The sequence below is a fragment of the Cryptosporangium sp. NPDC048952 genome, assembly GCF_043197895.1.
Lineage (GTDB): Bacteria > Actinomycetota > Actinomycetes > Mycobacteriales > Cryptosporangiaceae > Cryptosporangium.
The window spans coordinates 1,130,478-1,145,372 of sequence record NZ_JBICTY010000003.1 but is presented as its reverse complement, the minus strand read 5'-3'; the positions used below and the strand labels follow the sequence as shown (position 1 = coordinate 1,145,372).

General features: G+C 70.9%; 15 protein-coding genes. 8 read left to right on the top strand and 7 right to left on the bottom strand.

Annotation, left to right across the window (positions count from 1 at the left end):
- Positions 1–195: 195 nt before the first annotated feature.
- Positions 196–801 (top strand): hypothetical protein, encoded by a 606-nt coding sequence (locus tag ACGFY5_RS21385; RefSeq protein ID WP_392722146.1) that lies wholly within the window; start codon positions 196–198, stop codon positions 799–801.
- 33 nt (positions 802–834) lie between these two features.
- The gene (locus tag ACGFY5_RS21380; protein ID WP_392722145.1) at positions 835–1,539 is read left to right on the top strand and encodes a hypothetical protein; all 705 of its coding nucleotides are present in this window, start codon (positions 835–837) and stop codon (positions 1,537–1,539) included.
- Positions 1,540–1,737: 198 nt separating this feature from the next.
- Here ACGFY5_RS21380 and ACGFY5_RS21375 read toward each other — a convergent pair whose 3' ends face one another.
- Positions 1,738–2,676: a GNAT family N-acetyltransferase gene (locus ACGFY5_RS21375; protein WP_392722144.1), complete on the bottom strand. Its 939-nt coding sequence runs from the start codon at positions 2,674–2,676 to the stop codon at positions 1,738–1,740.
- A 113-nt stretch (positions 2,677–2,789) separates the two neighbouring features.
- On the opposite strand from ACGFY5_RS21375, the gene ACGFY5_RS21370 reads away from it, so the two are divergent.
- Both ACGFY5_RS21370 and ACGFY5_RS21365 read left to right on the top strand, forming a co-directional pair.
- Positions 2,790–3,227, top strand: a complete 438-nt coding sequence (locus ACGFY5_RS21370) for a DUF1810 domain-containing protein (RefSeq protein ID WP_392722143.1) — start codon at positions 2,790–2,792, stop codon at positions 3,225–3,227.
- A 36-nt stretch (positions 3,228–3,263) separates the two neighbouring features.
- Positions 3,264–4,823 (top strand): acyl-CoA synthetase, encoded by a 1,560-nt coding sequence (locus ACGFY5_RS21365; protein WP_392722141.1) that lies wholly within the window; start codon positions 3,264–3,266, stop codon positions 4,821–4,823.
- Here the strand turns inward: ACGFY5_RS21365 and ACGFY5_RS21360 are convergent.
- The gene (locus tag ACGFY5_RS21360; RefSeq protein ID WP_392722139.1) at positions 4,809–5,162 is read right to left on the bottom strand and encodes a DUF1304 domain-containing protein; all 354 of its coding nucleotides are present in this window, start codon (positions 5,160–5,162) and stop codon (positions 4,809–4,811) included. The two genes, ACGFY5_RS21365 and ACGFY5_RS21360, sit on opposite strands and share 15 nt — an antisense overlap.
- 100 nt (positions 5,163–5,262) lie before the next feature.
- A complete protein-coding gene (locus ACGFY5_RS21355; protein ID WP_392722138.1) occupies positions 5,263–5,937 on the bottom strand; it encodes a TetR/AcrR family transcriptional regulator in 675 nt (224 codons plus the stop codon).
- A 75-nt stretch (positions 5,938–6,012) separates the two neighbouring features.
- Here ACGFY5_RS21355 and speB point away from each other — a divergent pair, with 75 nt between their 5' ends.
- Positions 6,013–7,041, top strand: coding sequence for an agmatinase (speB, locus tag ACGFY5_RS21350; RefSeq protein WP_392722137.1), 1,029 nt, complete (start codon positions 6,013–6,015; stop codon positions 7,039–7,041).
- A 40-nt stretch (positions 7,042–7,081) separates the two neighbouring features.
- On the opposite strand, the gene ACGFY5_RS21345 is transcribed toward speB, so the two are convergent.
- Positions 7,082–7,603, bottom strand: coding sequence for a flavin reductase family protein (locus ACGFY5_RS21345; RefSeq protein WP_392722135.1), 522 nt, complete (start codon positions 7,601–7,603; stop codon positions 7,082–7,084).
- Positions 7,573–8,634, bottom strand: a complete 1,062-nt coding sequence (locus ACGFY5_RS21340) for an LLM class flavin-dependent oxidoreductase (protein ID WP_392722133.1) — start codon at positions 8,632–8,634, stop codon at positions 7,573–7,575. The genes ACGFY5_RS21345 and ACGFY5_RS21340 overlap by 31 nt, the downstream gene beginning before the upstream one ends.
- Before the next feature lie 218 nt (positions 8,635–8,852).
- On the opposite strand from ACGFY5_RS21340, the gene ACGFY5_RS21335 reads away from it, so the two are divergent.
- The gene (locus ACGFY5_RS21335; RefSeq protein ID WP_392722132.1) at positions 8,853–9,158 is read left to right on the top strand and encodes a MerR family transcriptional regulator; all 306 of its coding nucleotides are present in this window, start codon (positions 8,853–8,855) and stop codon (positions 9,156–9,158) included.
- Positions 9,159–9,168: 10 nt separating this feature from the next.
- Here the strand turns inward: ACGFY5_RS21335 and ACGFY5_RS21330 are convergent, their stop codons facing one another.
- A complete protein-coding gene (locus ACGFY5_RS21330; RefSeq protein ID WP_392722131.1) occupies positions 9,169–10,203 on the bottom strand; it encodes a glycoside hydrolase family protein in 1,035 nt (344 codons plus the stop codon).
- 122 nt (positions 10,204–10,325) lie between these two features.
- Between ACGFY5_RS21330 and ACGFY5_RS21325 the strand changes: the two genes are divergently transcribed.
- Together ACGFY5_RS21325 and ACGFY5_RS21320 are read left to right on the top strand one after the other, a co-directional pair.
- Entirely contained in the window at positions 10,326–12,944 is a 2,619-nt protein-coding gene (locus ACGFY5_RS21325) for a tetratricopeptide repeat protein (protein WP_392722129.1), read from the top strand.
- A 153-nt stretch (positions 12,945–13,097) separates the two neighbouring features.
- Complete coding sequence (locus ACGFY5_RS21320; RefSeq protein ID WP_392722127.1) at positions 13,098–13,775, top strand: PASTA domain-containing protein; 678 nt, start codon at positions 13,098–13,100, stop codon at positions 13,773–13,775.
- Here the strand turns inward: ACGFY5_RS21320 and ACGFY5_RS21315 are convergent.
- Positions 13,768–14,880, bottom strand: coding sequence for an esterase-like activity of phytase family protein (locus ACGFY5_RS21315; protein ID WP_392722125.1), 1,113 nt, complete (start codon positions 14,878–14,880; stop codon positions 13,768–13,770). The two genes, ACGFY5_RS21320 and ACGFY5_RS21315, sit on opposite strands and share 8 nt — an antisense overlap.
- Positions 14,881–14,895: the final 15 nt, after the last annotated feature.

Sequence of the window (14,895 nt, the reverse complement as noted above, 5' to 3'; positions counted from 1 at the left end):
AGGCGCCCAGCCATCCGGCGCCCAGCCATCCGGCGCCCAGCCATCCGGCGCCCAGCCATCCGGCGCCCAGCCATCCGGCGCCCAGCCATCCGGCGCCCAGCCATCCGGCGCGCAACCATCCGGCGCCCAGCCATCCGGCCCCCCATCCGGCGGGCGGCCATCGGGTGTGGGCGGTCGGCGTCGGGAGAGCCGGCGGTGGGGGGTGAGCAGGGGCAGCCCGGGGTGCGGTTGGTGGGTTGGTACGCGCCGGAGACGGGGCAGCCGACCGCGTTTCCGACGCAGCCGGAATGGCAGCCGATCTCGATGTCGAGCGCCACGGACGGCAGCGTCTGGGCGTCGGGCGGCAACAATCAGATCGCGGTGTGGACCGGGACGTGGCGCGGTGCCCGCCCCGCGCTGCCTCCGCCGCCGCGGACGTTCATCCAGGTCGCGGCGACCGATCGGAACACCGCGTACCTGCTGGTGTTCGGTGTCGACGACGAGAGCCTGCTGCGGCCGAGCGGAGTGTCCCTGACCACCGACGGTGGTCGCACCTGGAAACTGCGGTCGCTGCGCGGATCGACGCTCCGCGGCAGCCGGGACGCCGCGACGGTGGGCAACCGGCTCGTGGTGGTGGATTCGTCCGGGGGCGTGCAGGTCATTGATCCGACACCGAGCGCACCACGAAAGGTGGCCGGAACACCCAGTTTGTGGTCCCTCGATTCGACCGGAAGTCGCCTGGTGGGGACCGGGGTACAGGACGGGCGCTACTACGCCACCACGGACGGCGAGAAGTGGACTGAGCTGCAGCTCCCGGGATGATTGGGCCTCGACCGTTGAGGGTTCAATAGGGGCATGGACAACGTGCTGCTCGTCGCGTTAGCGATCGCTGTCATCGGACTCGGCCTGATCGCCGCGGCGCTCGCCGGACGCGACCGGCGGGACCACCGCACCGCGCGGCAACTCGCGTCCGTCGAGCGGAAACTCGACGCGGTTCTGGGTCACCTCGGTATCGACGTGGCCGAGTTGTCCTACCCCGAGGTGGAGCGGCTGATCGCCGCCGGCAAGAAGGTCCACGCGGTCAAGGAGTACCGCAAACTCACGGGCGCCGGCCTCGCCGAAGCCAAAGCCGAGATAGACCGCCTCTCCACCCGCCCCACCACCCCCGCCCCGGCCCCCGCCGGGACGGCCGGTACCGGGACGGCCGGTACCGGAGCAGCCGGTACCGGGACGGCCGGCGCTGAGCCCGCGGCGCCCGCGGCGCCCGCGGCGCCCGCGGCGCCCGCGGCGCCCGCTGAGCCCGCTGAGCCCGCGGCGCCCGCGGGACCTGCCGCGACGGACGCGCGGTCGACGACGGTCGAGGGTGTGCAGGAGGGCGCCGAGGTGTCGACCTCCGAGAAGGCCGCGCGGCTCGACGCGGCCGAAGACGCACCGGGGGCGGTCGCGGCCAGCGCACCGGTGGCACCTGCGCAGCGGGCCGCAGCCGAGGACGCCGCAGCGCCGGCCGCAGACGCACCCGCCGGTCCGGCAGAGAGCACCCCGGACGCCACCCGCGCCTGAGCCGCAATCACAGCGGCATCGCCGCCTCACGCGGCAACCCACGCCTCCCGCGGCTTCCTGCGGCCACGCGCCACCGCCGCCGCCTCCCGCGGCCAGCCGCGCCACCGCCGCCTCCCGCGGCACCCGCCGCAGGCGATGGTTGTCCGGTTATCCGTGCCATGGCACGGATAACCGGACAACCATCGGCACGCGTGGGCGTCAGGCCAGGCCTGGGGCGTAGATCCAAGTGGTGGGAGGGTCGAGCGCGGGGCTTTGCATGGTGATGTCGAAGTCGTCAATGCGAAAACCCGAGGCGAGGAGGAGTCGCAGCGCCGGGTGCGGACCGGGCAGGCACAGCGCGACATGGTCGCACCCCAGCGCCGCCACTGCCGCATACAGTGCACCCGCCGCCGACCGCGGATCGGAACACGTGAGGTGCTGGAGCACACCGGGTACACCGGGCCTCCCAGCCCCCACCGCAACCACCCGCTCCCCATCCCGAACCACGAACGCCACTCCAACCCCCCGAGCCCAATACCGATAAACCTCCCCCCGCCCCGAAGCACCACCGCCCACCGCGCCCACCGCGCCCACCGCGGCCACCGCGCCCACTGCGGCCACTGCGGCCACTGCGGCCACTGCGGCCACTGCGGCCACTGCGCCCGGTGCGGCCGGTGCGGCCGGTGCGGCCGGTGCGGCCGGCGCGGTCGGCGCGGACCCCGCCACCGCCCCCGCCGGCGCGGACCCCGCGGCCGACGCGAACGGCACGGCTCGCACGGGTCGCGGGGCGGGGACGAGGGCGGGGAGCAGGGCCGCTTCCGCGGTGGCCGCGCTCTCAGCGTCGACGAAGTGGGTTTGGAGGGCGCCGCGGGGCAGGCGGGACACCGGACCGCTGACGTAGAGCAGGGGCCAGGACGGAACGAGACCGGCGCGGATGTACAGCGGCATCGCCGCGGGATGCTTGGAACTGAACGTGAACCCCAGCGGCGGGAGCCCGCGAAGAAGCGCGGTCCCCACCCCACGCCCGTGCACGGCCGGATCGACGAACAGGTCGGTGAGCAGAACACCGAGCGGCGTCGGCACCACAGCACCCCACCCGAGCACCACACCACCCTCCACCGCCACCACCGCGCTGCCCTCAGCACGAACGAGCGCCACGTACGCGGGATCCGCCCCGGTGTCCTCCGATGGCTGCCCGACAGAAACGGCCCGAATACCGGGCAGATCATCCGATCTCACCGCACGGATCTCCACCCGCATAGTGTGGCCCCATGGACGATCCCTACCGCCTCGGCCGATTCGTCAGCGCCCAGGACAGCGGCTACGGCTACGACTCGGTGCTCGACGAACTCCGCGCGGGCCAGAAGGTCAGCCACTGGATGTGGTACGTCTTCCCGCAGATCAGCGGTCTGGGCAGCAGTTCGATGGCCCAGCAGTACGCGATCGGCTCGCTCGACGAGGCGCGCGCCTACCTCGCCCACCCCACGCTCAGCAAACGCCTGCACGACGCCATCGACGCGCTCCTCGCCGTCGACGATCGCAGCATCACCCGGATCCTCGGCTCGATCGACGCGATGAAACTGCGCTCCTCGGTCACCCTGTTCGCCGCCGCCGACCCGGACGACCCCGTCTACGAGCGGATCCTCGCCAAGTACTTCGACGGCCGCTCCGACGATCGGACCCTGGAACTCCTGGGACGCACCGTGTGAGGATCGGCGGGTACCACCACCGGCGAAGGGGCCCGCATGAGTACCGACGTTTCGAAAGCCCGGCAGCACTCGCTCGGTGACCTCCCCCGCCGCTCGGCCCGCCGCTTCGGCACCAAGACCGCGATCATCAACGGCGACACGCGCTTCACGTACGCCGAGCTCGACGCCGTCGTCGACCGCACCGCCGCGGCCCTGGACGCCGCCGGCTTGGCCAAGGGCGACCGGCTCGCGCTCCTCTCGCACAACTCCTGGCAGTTCGCGGTGCTGTCGTTCGCCACCGCGCGCCGCGGAATCGTGCTGGTGCCGGTGAACTTCATGCTCAACCCCGAGGAGATCGCGTACGTCCTCGACCACAGCGGGGCTGTCGCGTTCGTCGTCGAGGACGCGCTGACCGCGACCGCGGAGAAAGCGATCGCCGCGTCCGCCGGTGCGGTGAACCTGCGGTTCGTGATCGGCACTGAGCAGGCGGGCTGGCGGAACTTCACCGAGTTGACGTCCTTCGACGGCCCGCCGCCCGCCGACGTTCACATCGCGGACGACGACCCGATCCGGCTGATGTACACCAGCGGCACCGAATCCCGCCCGAAGGGTGCGATCCTCACCAGCCGCGCGCTGCTCTGGCAGTACGCCAGCTGCGCGATCGACGGCGAGATGACGTTCGACGACATCGAGGTCCACTCGCTACCGCTCTACCACTGCGCGCAGCTCGACTGCTTCCTCAACGTCGACGTCTACACCGGCGCGACCAGCATCATCCTGCCCGCGCCACAGCCCGCCGCGATCCTGCGCGCGATCGAAGAGCACAAGGCCACCAAATTCTTCGCGCCGCCGACGGTCTGGATCGCGCTGCTGCGCTCGCCGGAGTTCGACACCACCGACCTGTCGAGCCTGCGCAAGGGCTACTACGGGGCCTCGCCGATGCCGGTGGAGATCCTGCAGGAGCTGTCCCGGCGCCTGCCTGACGTGCGGTTCTGGAACTTCTACGGTCAGACCGAGATGGCCCCGCTCGCGACGATCCTGCGGCCCGACGAGCAGCTGCCGCACGCCGGCAGCGCGGGACGGCCCTCGATCAACGTCGAGACGATCGTGGTGGACGACAACGACGAACCGGTGCCGCCGGGAACGGTCGGGGAAATCGTGCACCGGAGTCCGCATGCCACTCTCGGTTACTACCGGGACGACGAGAAGACCACCGAGGCGTTCCGCAACGGCTGGTTCCACTCCGGTGACCTCGGGGTGCTCGACGAGGACGGGTATCTGCGGGTCGTCGATCGCAAGAAGGACATGATCAAGACGGGCGGGGAGAACGTCGCCAGCCGCGAGGTGGAAGAGGCGTTGTACCAGCACGCCGGTGTCGCCGAGGTGGCCGTGTTCGGCATCGACCACCCGTACTGGGTGGAGGCGGTGACCGCGGTGGTGGTGCCGAAGGAGCCTGGTCTGGACACGGACGAGGTGATCGCGTTCGGCAAGACCGTGTTGGCGGGGTTCAAGGCACCGAAGTACGTGGTGGTCACCGACGCGCTGCCGAAGAACCCGAGCGGCAAGATCCTGAAGCGCGAACTGCGCGACCGCTTCGGGCACCTAGCCCGCGAGTAGGACGAACGCCAGCGCGACCGCCGCGGGCAGGGCCTGGACGAACAGGATGCGGCGGTTCGCGGTGACGGTGCCGTAGATCCCGGCGACGATCACGCAGATCAGGAAGAACACCTGGAACGCGAAGTCGTCGGTGATCAGGCCCCAGGCGAGGCCGGCCGCGAGGAACCCGTTGTAGAGCCCCTGGTTCGCGGCGAGCGGCGCGCTGGCCTCGGCGAACTCCTCGGTGGTGCCGAACGTCGCGCGCGTGCGCGGGGTGCGCCAGAGGAACATCTCCAGCACCAGGATGTAGACGTGGATGACGGCTACCAGGCCGACGAGAATCTGCGCGATCAGCGACACGCGCAGCAGCGTAACCAGTCCCTTTCGCGCTGCTCGCGCCGGGAGCAGCGTTGAGCGCTGCACACTCTGTGACCGTAGAGGGGCACGAAACGTGCAGCGCCTAGGGTTTAGCGGTGGCTTTCGGGGCCCGGCGGCGGCGTGGCGCCGGCGCCACCGGCGGCGGGGCCGGGGGCAGGGGCTGGAACGGGAGTTCGCCGTCGTAGCCCACGGCCAGCGCCAACTGCCGCCCGGCCAGGGCGCGGGCCCGGGCGGTGGTCAGCTTCGGGTCCCCGGCGGACAGCCGGGTCGCGAGCCCCCCGAGCAGCGCCAACGCCACCGTCGCGACGTCGTCCGGATCACCGTGGGTGAACAGACCCTCCTCCCGCCCGACGGCGACGGCGGCGGCCAGCGGCTGCAGTAGCCGGTCGTTCAACGCGGCCAGGGCGCTGGCCAGCTCCGGCGCGCCGGGCGCACGGTGTTCCAGCTCGGCCCAGAGGCGCCACTCGAGGGCATCGTCGGCGGTCAGCGGGAGGCCGAAGTCGATCAGGTCGGCGAGCCGCTCGTCGGCACGGTCACGGCCGCCCCGGCGTTCCAACCGCCTCTCGGCGACGCTCAGCGACTGGGCGAGCGCATCGGTGAGCAGCCGCGCGCGCGAGTCGTAGTGGTAGTGGACGAGCCCGGTGGACACTCCGGCGCGTTCGGCGATGTCCGCGATCCGCACACCGTCGAACCCGTCGCGGGCGATCAGCTCCAGCGCCGCCCGCAGGATCCGCTCCCGTGCCTCTGCCCTGCTCACGTCCCAGAGCTTCCCACGAACCCCGATCGGTCGTACGCTGCCCGAAACTGATTTTAAAGTCAGCAAGGAGAATCGGTGCCCCGCTACGGATCGATGTTCGGCCCCGACGTCACGTTCCTCGGCGTCGACCGCTGTGCTCTCGACGACCCGGAGTCCTTCGTGGACGCCGACGTCGTGATCGTCGGCGCGCCGTTCGACGGCGGTGTCAGCCACCGGCCCGGTGCCCGCTTCGGCCCGCAGGCCATCCGCACCACGGACTACAACCCCCACGACGGTTCCCGTCCGTCGTTGGCTCTCCGCGTCGATCCCCTCCGGGAACTGCGCGTTCTCGACGCCGGGGACGTGGAAACCTACGCCGGGGACATCGAGGGAAGCCTCAAGGCGGTCGAGGCGGCGGTGACCACTGTCGCGTCGTCCGGAGCGGTGCCTGTCGTTCTCGGCGGAGACCACACGATCGCGTTACCCGACATCACCGGTGTGGCGCACCACCACGGGTTCGGCCGGGTGTCGGTTCTTCACTTCGACGCGCACGCCGACACGGGGGACGTCGAGTTCGGACACCTGCACGGGCACGGTCAGCCGATGCGCCGGCTGCTCGAGTCGGGGGCGGTGCGGGGTGACCGGTTCATCCAGATGGGGCTGCGCGGGTACTGGCCGGGGCCGGACACGTTGGACTGGATGGCCGACCAGTACATGCGCTCGTACGAGATGAGCGAGATCGTCGCGCGGGGGCTGGACGTGTGCCTGGCGGAGGCGTCCGCGTTGGCGCTGGACGACTGCGACGCGGTGTTCCTGTCGGTGGACGTGGACGTCGTGGACCCGGGGATGGCGCCCGGCACGGGGACGCCGGAGCCGGGTGGATTGACGTCACGGCAACTCCTGGACGCCGTGCGTCGCCTGTGCCTGGAGTTGCCGATCGCGGGGCTGGACATCGTCGAGGTCTCACCACCGTACGACCACGCGGACGTGACGGCGTTCCTGGGGAATCGGATCGTGCTGGAGGCGTTGTCGGGGATCGCTGCCCGGCGGCGGGGCATCACGTGGGATCCTTCCCGCCCTCTGCTCGACGGCCGGGGCACCCGGGTGGCCCGCCAAAATTTGTAGATCGAGCCGCCGCGAATCTACAAGTTTTGGCGCGCGGGCCCTATGACGCCAACCGGCGGTAGGCCGAGCGGTGGAAGACGAGGGGCTCGGCGTTGGCGTCGATGTCGAGGTCGTGGACGCGCAGCAGCACGATGTAGTGGTCGCCGGCCGGGATCTCCTGCTCCAGCGAGCAGTCGAGCCACGCCGCGGCACCTTCGAGGAACAGCGCCCGGTCGTCGGAGCGGCGCCAGCGCGACCCGCCGAACCGGTCGCCCTCCTTGGCGGAGAGCTGACGGCTCGCCTCGGCGTGCCCGTCGGCCAGCACACTCACCCCGATCCGGGTCGCGAGACGCAGCGCCGGCCAGGTGCGGGAGGTCTGCGCGACGCAGACCGACACCAGCGGCGGGTCCAGCGACACCGACGTGAACGACGAAGCCGCCATCCCGACCGGGAAGCCCTCGGGCTCCGCGGCGAGCGCGGTCACGCCGGTCGGGAACGCGGCGAACACCCGCCGGAGACGCGCGGGGTCGGTGGTTCCGATGTGGGTGACGCTCATGCCTGGTACTCCGATCGTTCCGGCCATGCGGGGTCGGGGATGGCGCGCCGCAGCTCCGGGGCGATCGCCGACTGGAAGAGCTCGAGGGATTCGCGGTGCTGGGCGTCGGTGAGCCCGCTCGCGTCCGCGTGCACGTGCATCACCGAGTGCCCGAGTTGCTCGTGGTAGCGGTGGACCTTGTCGATCACCTGCTCCGGGCTGCCGATCAACGCGGAGCTGCGCTCCACGTAGTCCTCAAACGTGGTGAACACCGGTTGCATACCCAAAGATTTCTGGAATCCGAGGTTCGCTTCGAAGATCGGCCGGTAGACGCGGTACGCGTCCTGCGAGCGGGGTGTGGAGTAGTAGCCGGCGGTGCCCGCGCCGACGATCGCGGTGGCCGGGTCGTGGCCGTGGTGGGCCAGCCGTTCGCGGTAGTAGCGCACCAGCTCGGCGTACGGCTCGACCGGGTTCGTCACGTTCGCGGAGAACAGCGGCTCACCGTAGCGGGCGGCGACGTCGACGGACTCGCGGCTGGTCGCGCTGCCGTGCCACACCCGGATCGGTCGCTGTAACGGCTCGGGCCAGACCTCGGCGTTCTCCAGCGGGGGCCGGAACCGGCCGGACCAGGTGATCTTGTCTTCGCGCCAGAGCCGGCGGAACAGCTCGTAGGACTCGATGTTCCGGTCCCACTGATCGTCGGTAGTCACCGAGAACAACTCACGCTGAGCGGCGCCGTTACCCTTGCCGATGATGAGTTCCAGGCGGCCGTCGGAGAGGTTGTCGAGCGTCGCGTAGTCCTCGTAGGCGCGGACCGGGTCGAGCAGGCTCAGCGTCGTGACCGCGGTGAACAGGCGGATGTTCGCCGTGCGGGCCGCGAGGTGGCTCAGCACGACCGGCGGCGCCGACGAGATGAACGGCCGCTCGTGCCGCTCACCGACGCCGAACGCGTCGAATCCCAGTTCCTCGGCGAGCTGCGCGTTCGCGATCACCTGCTGGAACCGGTCATAGGTGGACACTTTGTGCTGAGTCAGCGGATCGGGCGCATGCACGATGAGCGTGATCGCGATGAACTTCACCCGGCACCCCCTCTGGTTGCTTTCCCCAGTAAACCAGTCTGGATTGTAGGCAGCATGCATCAGAGGAGAAAAGTCACTTCTTGATGCTTGACCTTCATCCGTGGGTGAAGCCCTACGTTCCCCGGCATGCGCGCACGAGAGGTACGTCTGGCCCGCCGGCCGGTGGGAGCCCATGCGGATCGGAGAGCTGGCCGCGGCGACCGGGGCGACACCGCGCGTTGCGGCTCTACGAGGCCGAGGGGCTGCTCGCCAGCGAGCGGGCGCCGAACGGGTACCGGGAGTTTTCACCCCGTGCGGTGGTACGGGTCCGCAACATACGTGAGCTGCTCGGACTCGGTTTCACGATCAGTGACGTGCGGACGTTCGTGCCGCACCTCGACCACGAACTACCGCCGGTGTTCGGGGACACGGCGCCGTGTGCGACGTCGATGCGGGTGGGGCGCGAGCGCCTGGCGACGCTCCGGGAACGCATCGACGCCCTCACCGCGCTGCACGATCGGATCGCGTCTCGGCTCGGGGCGTGAAGCACCCCGGTCACCGCCGGTAGGCGTCACCGAGCGTCGTGGGTGAGCCGGATGCGTCGTAGAGGGACGTCCCGCCGTTGCCCGGCGAGAAGATGAACCAGGAGTAGCGCTCCACGTAGGACAGCGCGTCCATCATGCCCGTCGACGCGGTGACGAACGCCGCCTGCTGCTCCGGTGACGGGTAGCGCGGTGTCCCCCCGGCGAAGTCGATCAGCGCGTACTCGGTGAGCCAGATCGGCTTGTGCCAGCGGTCGTGCACGGCCTGCAGGTAGCTCTTGAGCTGGCTCACCGCGTTCGCGGTGGTGAAGTCCCCGCCGTACCAGTGCAGCGCGATGAAGTCGACGCGGTAGCCCTTGTCGTCGGCGCCCTGCATGAACTGGTCGAACCAGCTCCCGGCAGTGGCGGCGCCGAACGCCGGTGCGGGGCTGCCGAGGCGCATGCCGGTCGCTTGCAGCGACGGCCAGAGTTCGAGTGCGCGCGTCGGGGAGATGTTGGACTGGCTCGCGAAGTCGGGTTCGTTGAAGCCGAGCAGGGTGTCGCCGCGCTGCTTCACTGCGGCGAGCGTCTTGTCGTTGACGGAGTCCGCGCCCCAGATCATCGGGGTGAACGTCACGCCGGGCGGTGCCGACACCGAGTCGGCGCCCCAGTCGTAGTACCAGCTCACACCGGAGTCGGCCAGCGCCGACCGCACCGCCCCGAACGCATTGAGCGCCGCTCCCCGCTTGGACGAAACCCGCGCCGCCGCCCGCGCCGGCGAAGGGCTCGATCCCACGCCCGCCGGGCCCAGCGACACCGAGTCCCGCGGACCCCCCGAAGGAGGCGCGTCAGCCGCGGTAGGCGACCCACCCGACGACAAGCGATCCGACGGCACGCCGGCCGATCGCGCGTCGTCAGCCCTCTGCGCGTCGGCCGAGGGCGACGCGCCGTCGACCACGGCGGCAACCGGCGCGGCCGCACCACCGGAACCCCGGGCCGACCATCCCCCGACCGCCGCCACGACCACACCCAGACACACAGCAAGAACCACGAGCGCACGTCGAGACACCCCACCACCCTTCCGCATCCGGACACCCAGCCGATCCGAACACAAGGCAGCCATAAGAGACACGCAAGGTCTGGCACAAAGTGGGGATCAAACGATTACCCCCGGGATGACACGGTGCTCCGGTGAGACTTGACGATGCGGACGAGCTTCACCGACTCCGGACCGCGGCACCGTCCGCCGAAGAAGAGATCAGCAACGACCCGGCCGGCTGGCCGTGGTGGGCCGACGCGTTACCCCGCGTCCTCGACGTGGCCACTCGCACGCTCGAGGAGGACGAGAGATCCGACGACGACCACCGCGCCGCGGTCTGGCTGCTGCTCCAGGCGAGCGGCTACCTGATCGAACGCGAACGTTTCGACGAGGCCGTCGCCGCGGCCGAAACAGCAGCCACCGCCGACGAGAACCACCTCGGCCCCACCCACCCCGACACGCTCACCAGCCGGGAAGCCCTCGCGGGGGCGCTGTCCGAGACCGACCGACTCGATGAGGCGCGGGAGCTCATCGAGTCGGTCGTCGCGGACCGCACCACCGTGCTCGGCCCCCACCACCGCGACACACTCCGGGCCGCGGACACCGCCGCCCTGGCCGCCCTCGACCTCGGTGAGACCGACGACGCGATCGCCCGGCTCACCACGGTGCTCGCCGACCGGCGCGCGACCCTCGGCGACGAGCACCGCGACACCCTCGTCACCCTGCACAACCTCGCCTACGCCTACGTGGAGGACGACCGCCCGGCCGACGCCATCCCGATCTACACCGACGTGTACGACGCCTCGGCACGCATCCTCGGCCCCGACCACCCCGAGACGCTGTTCACGCTCAAGGCCCTCGCCGACGCCCACACCGACGCCGACCAGGCTCCCGAAGCCGTCGAACGCTTCGAGCAGGCCTACGAGGCGCGCCGCCGCGTCTTCGGCGAGGACCACCCGGAAACCCTTGTCACCCGCCACGGCCTCGCCGACGCCTACGTCGGTGTCGAGCGCACCGACGAAGCCACCGCGCACCTGGAGGACGTCGTCGCCCGCTGGCGTGCCCGCGGCAACCGCGACGACGCACGCCTGCTCAACGCGGTGCACGACCTCGGCTGCCTCTACTACCTCACCGACCGCGACGACGAGGCAGCCACGATGTTCGAGGAGTTCCTGCCCGAGTTCCGCACGGTGCTCGGCGAGGACTCGCCGCGCACGATCTACGCCGCGGCCGGCGTCGCCAGCTCCTACGTCGACAGCGGCCGGAAGGCCGAGGCGCTTTCGCTCTACGAACGGACGCTCGCCGCCTGCGACCGGACCTACGGCCCGGAACACCAGCGTTCCCTGCAGGTCCGCTACGAGGTTGCTGTTCTCTCTGCCGACGCCGGACGCGACGACGAAGCGATCGCCCTGTTCGAGCAGGTGCTGGACGGCGAGCGGGAGCTGTACGGCGTCGGTCACGAGGACACCGAGCTGACCCGGGTGGACCTGCTCCGGGCCTACCAGCGCACGGGCCGTCACGCCGACGCGGTGCGGCTGCTGGAGCGGACGCTGAGCGAACGCACCGACGCCGACGAGCCCGCGACGCTGCAGATCGCACACCAGCTCGCGGACGCGCTGGAGGACGCCGACCGGCCCGAGGAGGCGATCCTCCGCTACGAGCCGACGCTGGCCGCGCGCCGCCGCGTCCTCGGGGACACCGACCCGGCGACGATGCTCACCGCCGCCAACCTGGCGTACACCTACCGCAAGGTGGGCAGGCACGACGAGGCGGTCGCGCTGTACCGCGAGGTGCTCGCCACCGCCCGGCAGCGGCACGGCGACGAGCACCCCGACACGCTCGGTGACGTCCACCTGCTGGCGGACGCGTACCTCGAAGCCCAGCGCTACGACGAGGCGATCCCGCTGTTCGAGCAGGCGGTCAGCGGCCGCACGGACCTGCTCGGCGCCGACCACCGCGCGACGCTGTTCAGCGCCGAAGGGCTGGCGTACGCGTTACGCGAGTCCGGACGCGCCGAGGAGGCCGTCGTCGCGTTCGAGCGGGTCGTCGACGGCTACCGACGGAGCGTGGGCACCGACGAACCGGAGACGCTGTACGCGGCCCGTTCGCTGGCGCGCGCCTACGAACGCGCCGGTCAGTCCCACCGCGCCGTGACGACGTTCGAGGAGCTGGTCGCCCGGCAGCGGACGGTCTTCGGCGAACGCCACGAGGAGACGCTCGACACGCTGCACGAGCTGGCCGACACCTGTCTGCGCGCGGAGCGCCCCGACGACAGCGTGTTCTGGTACGAGTGGGCGATCCGGGGCTACCGGGACACGCTCGGCGACGACGACCCGGTCACGCACGACGTCTGGTGTGGCCTGGCGGACGCGTACCTCGCGGCCGAGCGGCCGGAGGACGCGATCGGCGTCTACACGCGGGTGCTCACGTCCCGGCGGCTGCTGTGGGGTGAGGAGTACACGGAGACGCTGGTCACCGCCCACAACCTCGCCCACGCGCACCAGAGCGCCGGGCGGGTGGCCGAGGCGATCACGCTCTACGAGGGTGTGCTCGACGACCGGCGGCGCGTGCAGGGTGAGGAGCACGAGGGCACGTTGATCACCGCCCACAACCTGGCGACCGCGTACCTGTCGGTCGGGCAGGTCGAGCGGGCGATCGAGTTACACGAGCACGTGCGCACCACCGCGGCCCGGGTGCTCGGCGCGGCGCACCCGCTCGCGCTGGAAGCGGGCCTCTTCCTGGACGAGGCCCGCGGAGGCACGGACGACTAGAGGTCGGCCACAGGTATCGACTCGTCGCGGAGCCGGTCGAGTGCGACGACCGGCCGCCGGTGCGATCGGCATCTGTCATGAGGTTGGCCCCCCGCGGTTCGCCTTGTCGATACATAGTGGAGGCGGAGAATCACGATTCGTGGGGGGCGTTCGATGAGCTTGTCCGGCGAGCCTCGCGGGTTCCGGTCTCCGAACCGAGGGCTGTGGACGCTGCTGATCGTCATGCTGATCGTGCTCGCGGTGTCCTGCTGCGCGGGTCTGCTGATTTCCACCGCGCGGAACGGCGGTGGCGGCGATCCCAGCCCGTCGGAATCGCCACGGGCCGAGAACACTGCCGCATCCGGTCGGCTGACCGTTCCGAACCTGGTCGGCAGCAGCCTTCCCAGCGCCGACGAGAAGCTGAAGTCGCTCGGCTTCGAGACACCCCGCACCGAGGACGCCACGGGCCGGAACCGCCCGGTGCTCACCCGCGCCAACTGGGTCGTACGCGGCCAGGACCCGAAGGCGGGTGCGCAGGTGGCCGATTCGACGAAGGTCACGCTGCGCGTCAGCAAACCCACCGACAACGCGGCCACCGAGGCGCCGTCGGAGGGCGTCATCCCGGACGTCGTCTGCCGCGATCTGCAGGCGGCCCAGGACGCCCTGCAGGCCGCGGGGTTCTTCGTACTCGACTCGGTCGACGGGAGCGGCGAGGGGCGGCGGCAGTTCGTCGACCGGAATTGGATCGTCGTGAAGCAGTCGGTGGCGGCGGGCACCCGGCCGGTGCGGTCGACCCGGGTACTGCTCACCGTCGTCAAGATCGGGGAACCGGCCAACTCGTGCGCTAGCTGAACGCGAACGCGGCTACCTGGGTCGTCAGCAGCCAGTTGAAGTTGTCGTCGGACACCAGGAGCACGGTGCGGCGGCCGTCGGGCAGGTCCGGGCCGAGCGTCGCTCCCTCGAAGTTGCCCACGCGCAGTCCAGGAGCGTCGTCCAGATCGAGCAGTAGCTTCTTGGTCATGGCGGTCGCGCCCCGCAGGGAGCCGCGGCTGAGCACGTCGGTGGCTTTCGTGGCTTCGGCCAGGTAGATGCGGACCTTGATCTGGTAGCGGTCGACGACAGCGGCCCGCTCCATCATCAGGAAGCGGCCGCCGCCGAGCGCGACGAGGTCCGAGAGGCCGTTCGTATCCGCCGAGTCGGCCTCGCGCGGCTCGGCGAACAGCGGCTCGAGCGGATACGCGTACTGGGCGACCGGCCGTCCGGTCGCCGGGTCGTACTCGGTGACGCGGGTGAGCGCGCCGGCCGTGGCGGTCGGGTTCGGGCCGTCCTGGCGCAGCGGGTCTTCCATGCCGACGTAGAAGCGCTTGCCGTCGGGGGTGAACGAGATCCCCTCCAGCGCCTGGTTGCGGCGCGGGCCCGTGCCCGACGCGATGCGGAGCTCGTCAGGGATCGGCAGCTTCCGGACGTACGCGCCGGACGGTTTCGCGATCCGGACCGCGGGGTTCAGCAGATTGTCGCTGCGCTCGCCCTCGTCGACCCAGTAGAGGTTCCCGTTCGCCGGGTTGACCGCGATGCCCTCGGGGTCGGGGGGCACGGCGCCCGAGGCGAGCGACGGGAACGTCGAGCCGTCGTCGCGCCGCAGTGGTGCGGTGCCGGTCAGCTTCGCGGTGACCGTGCGCTCCGACACGTCGATGTCGGCGGTGTAGAAGCGGGCCGGGTCGCGTTCGGAGCGGTCGTCGCTGATCAGGTAGTAGCGGCCGGAGCGCCGGTCGAAGCTGATGCCGGACAGGCCGCCGACGGTGGTGCCCTCGAACTCGGAGGAGCGCGGGATCGTCGTGTCGCCGAGGAACTCCAGCTCCGGCGGTGCGGCTTTCGTCGACTCGGCGGTTTTCGGCTCTGCCGCTCGGCAGCCAGCCAGTACGAACACCAACACGAGGAGAACTCCCACCGACCGCACGGGAATGAGAGTAAG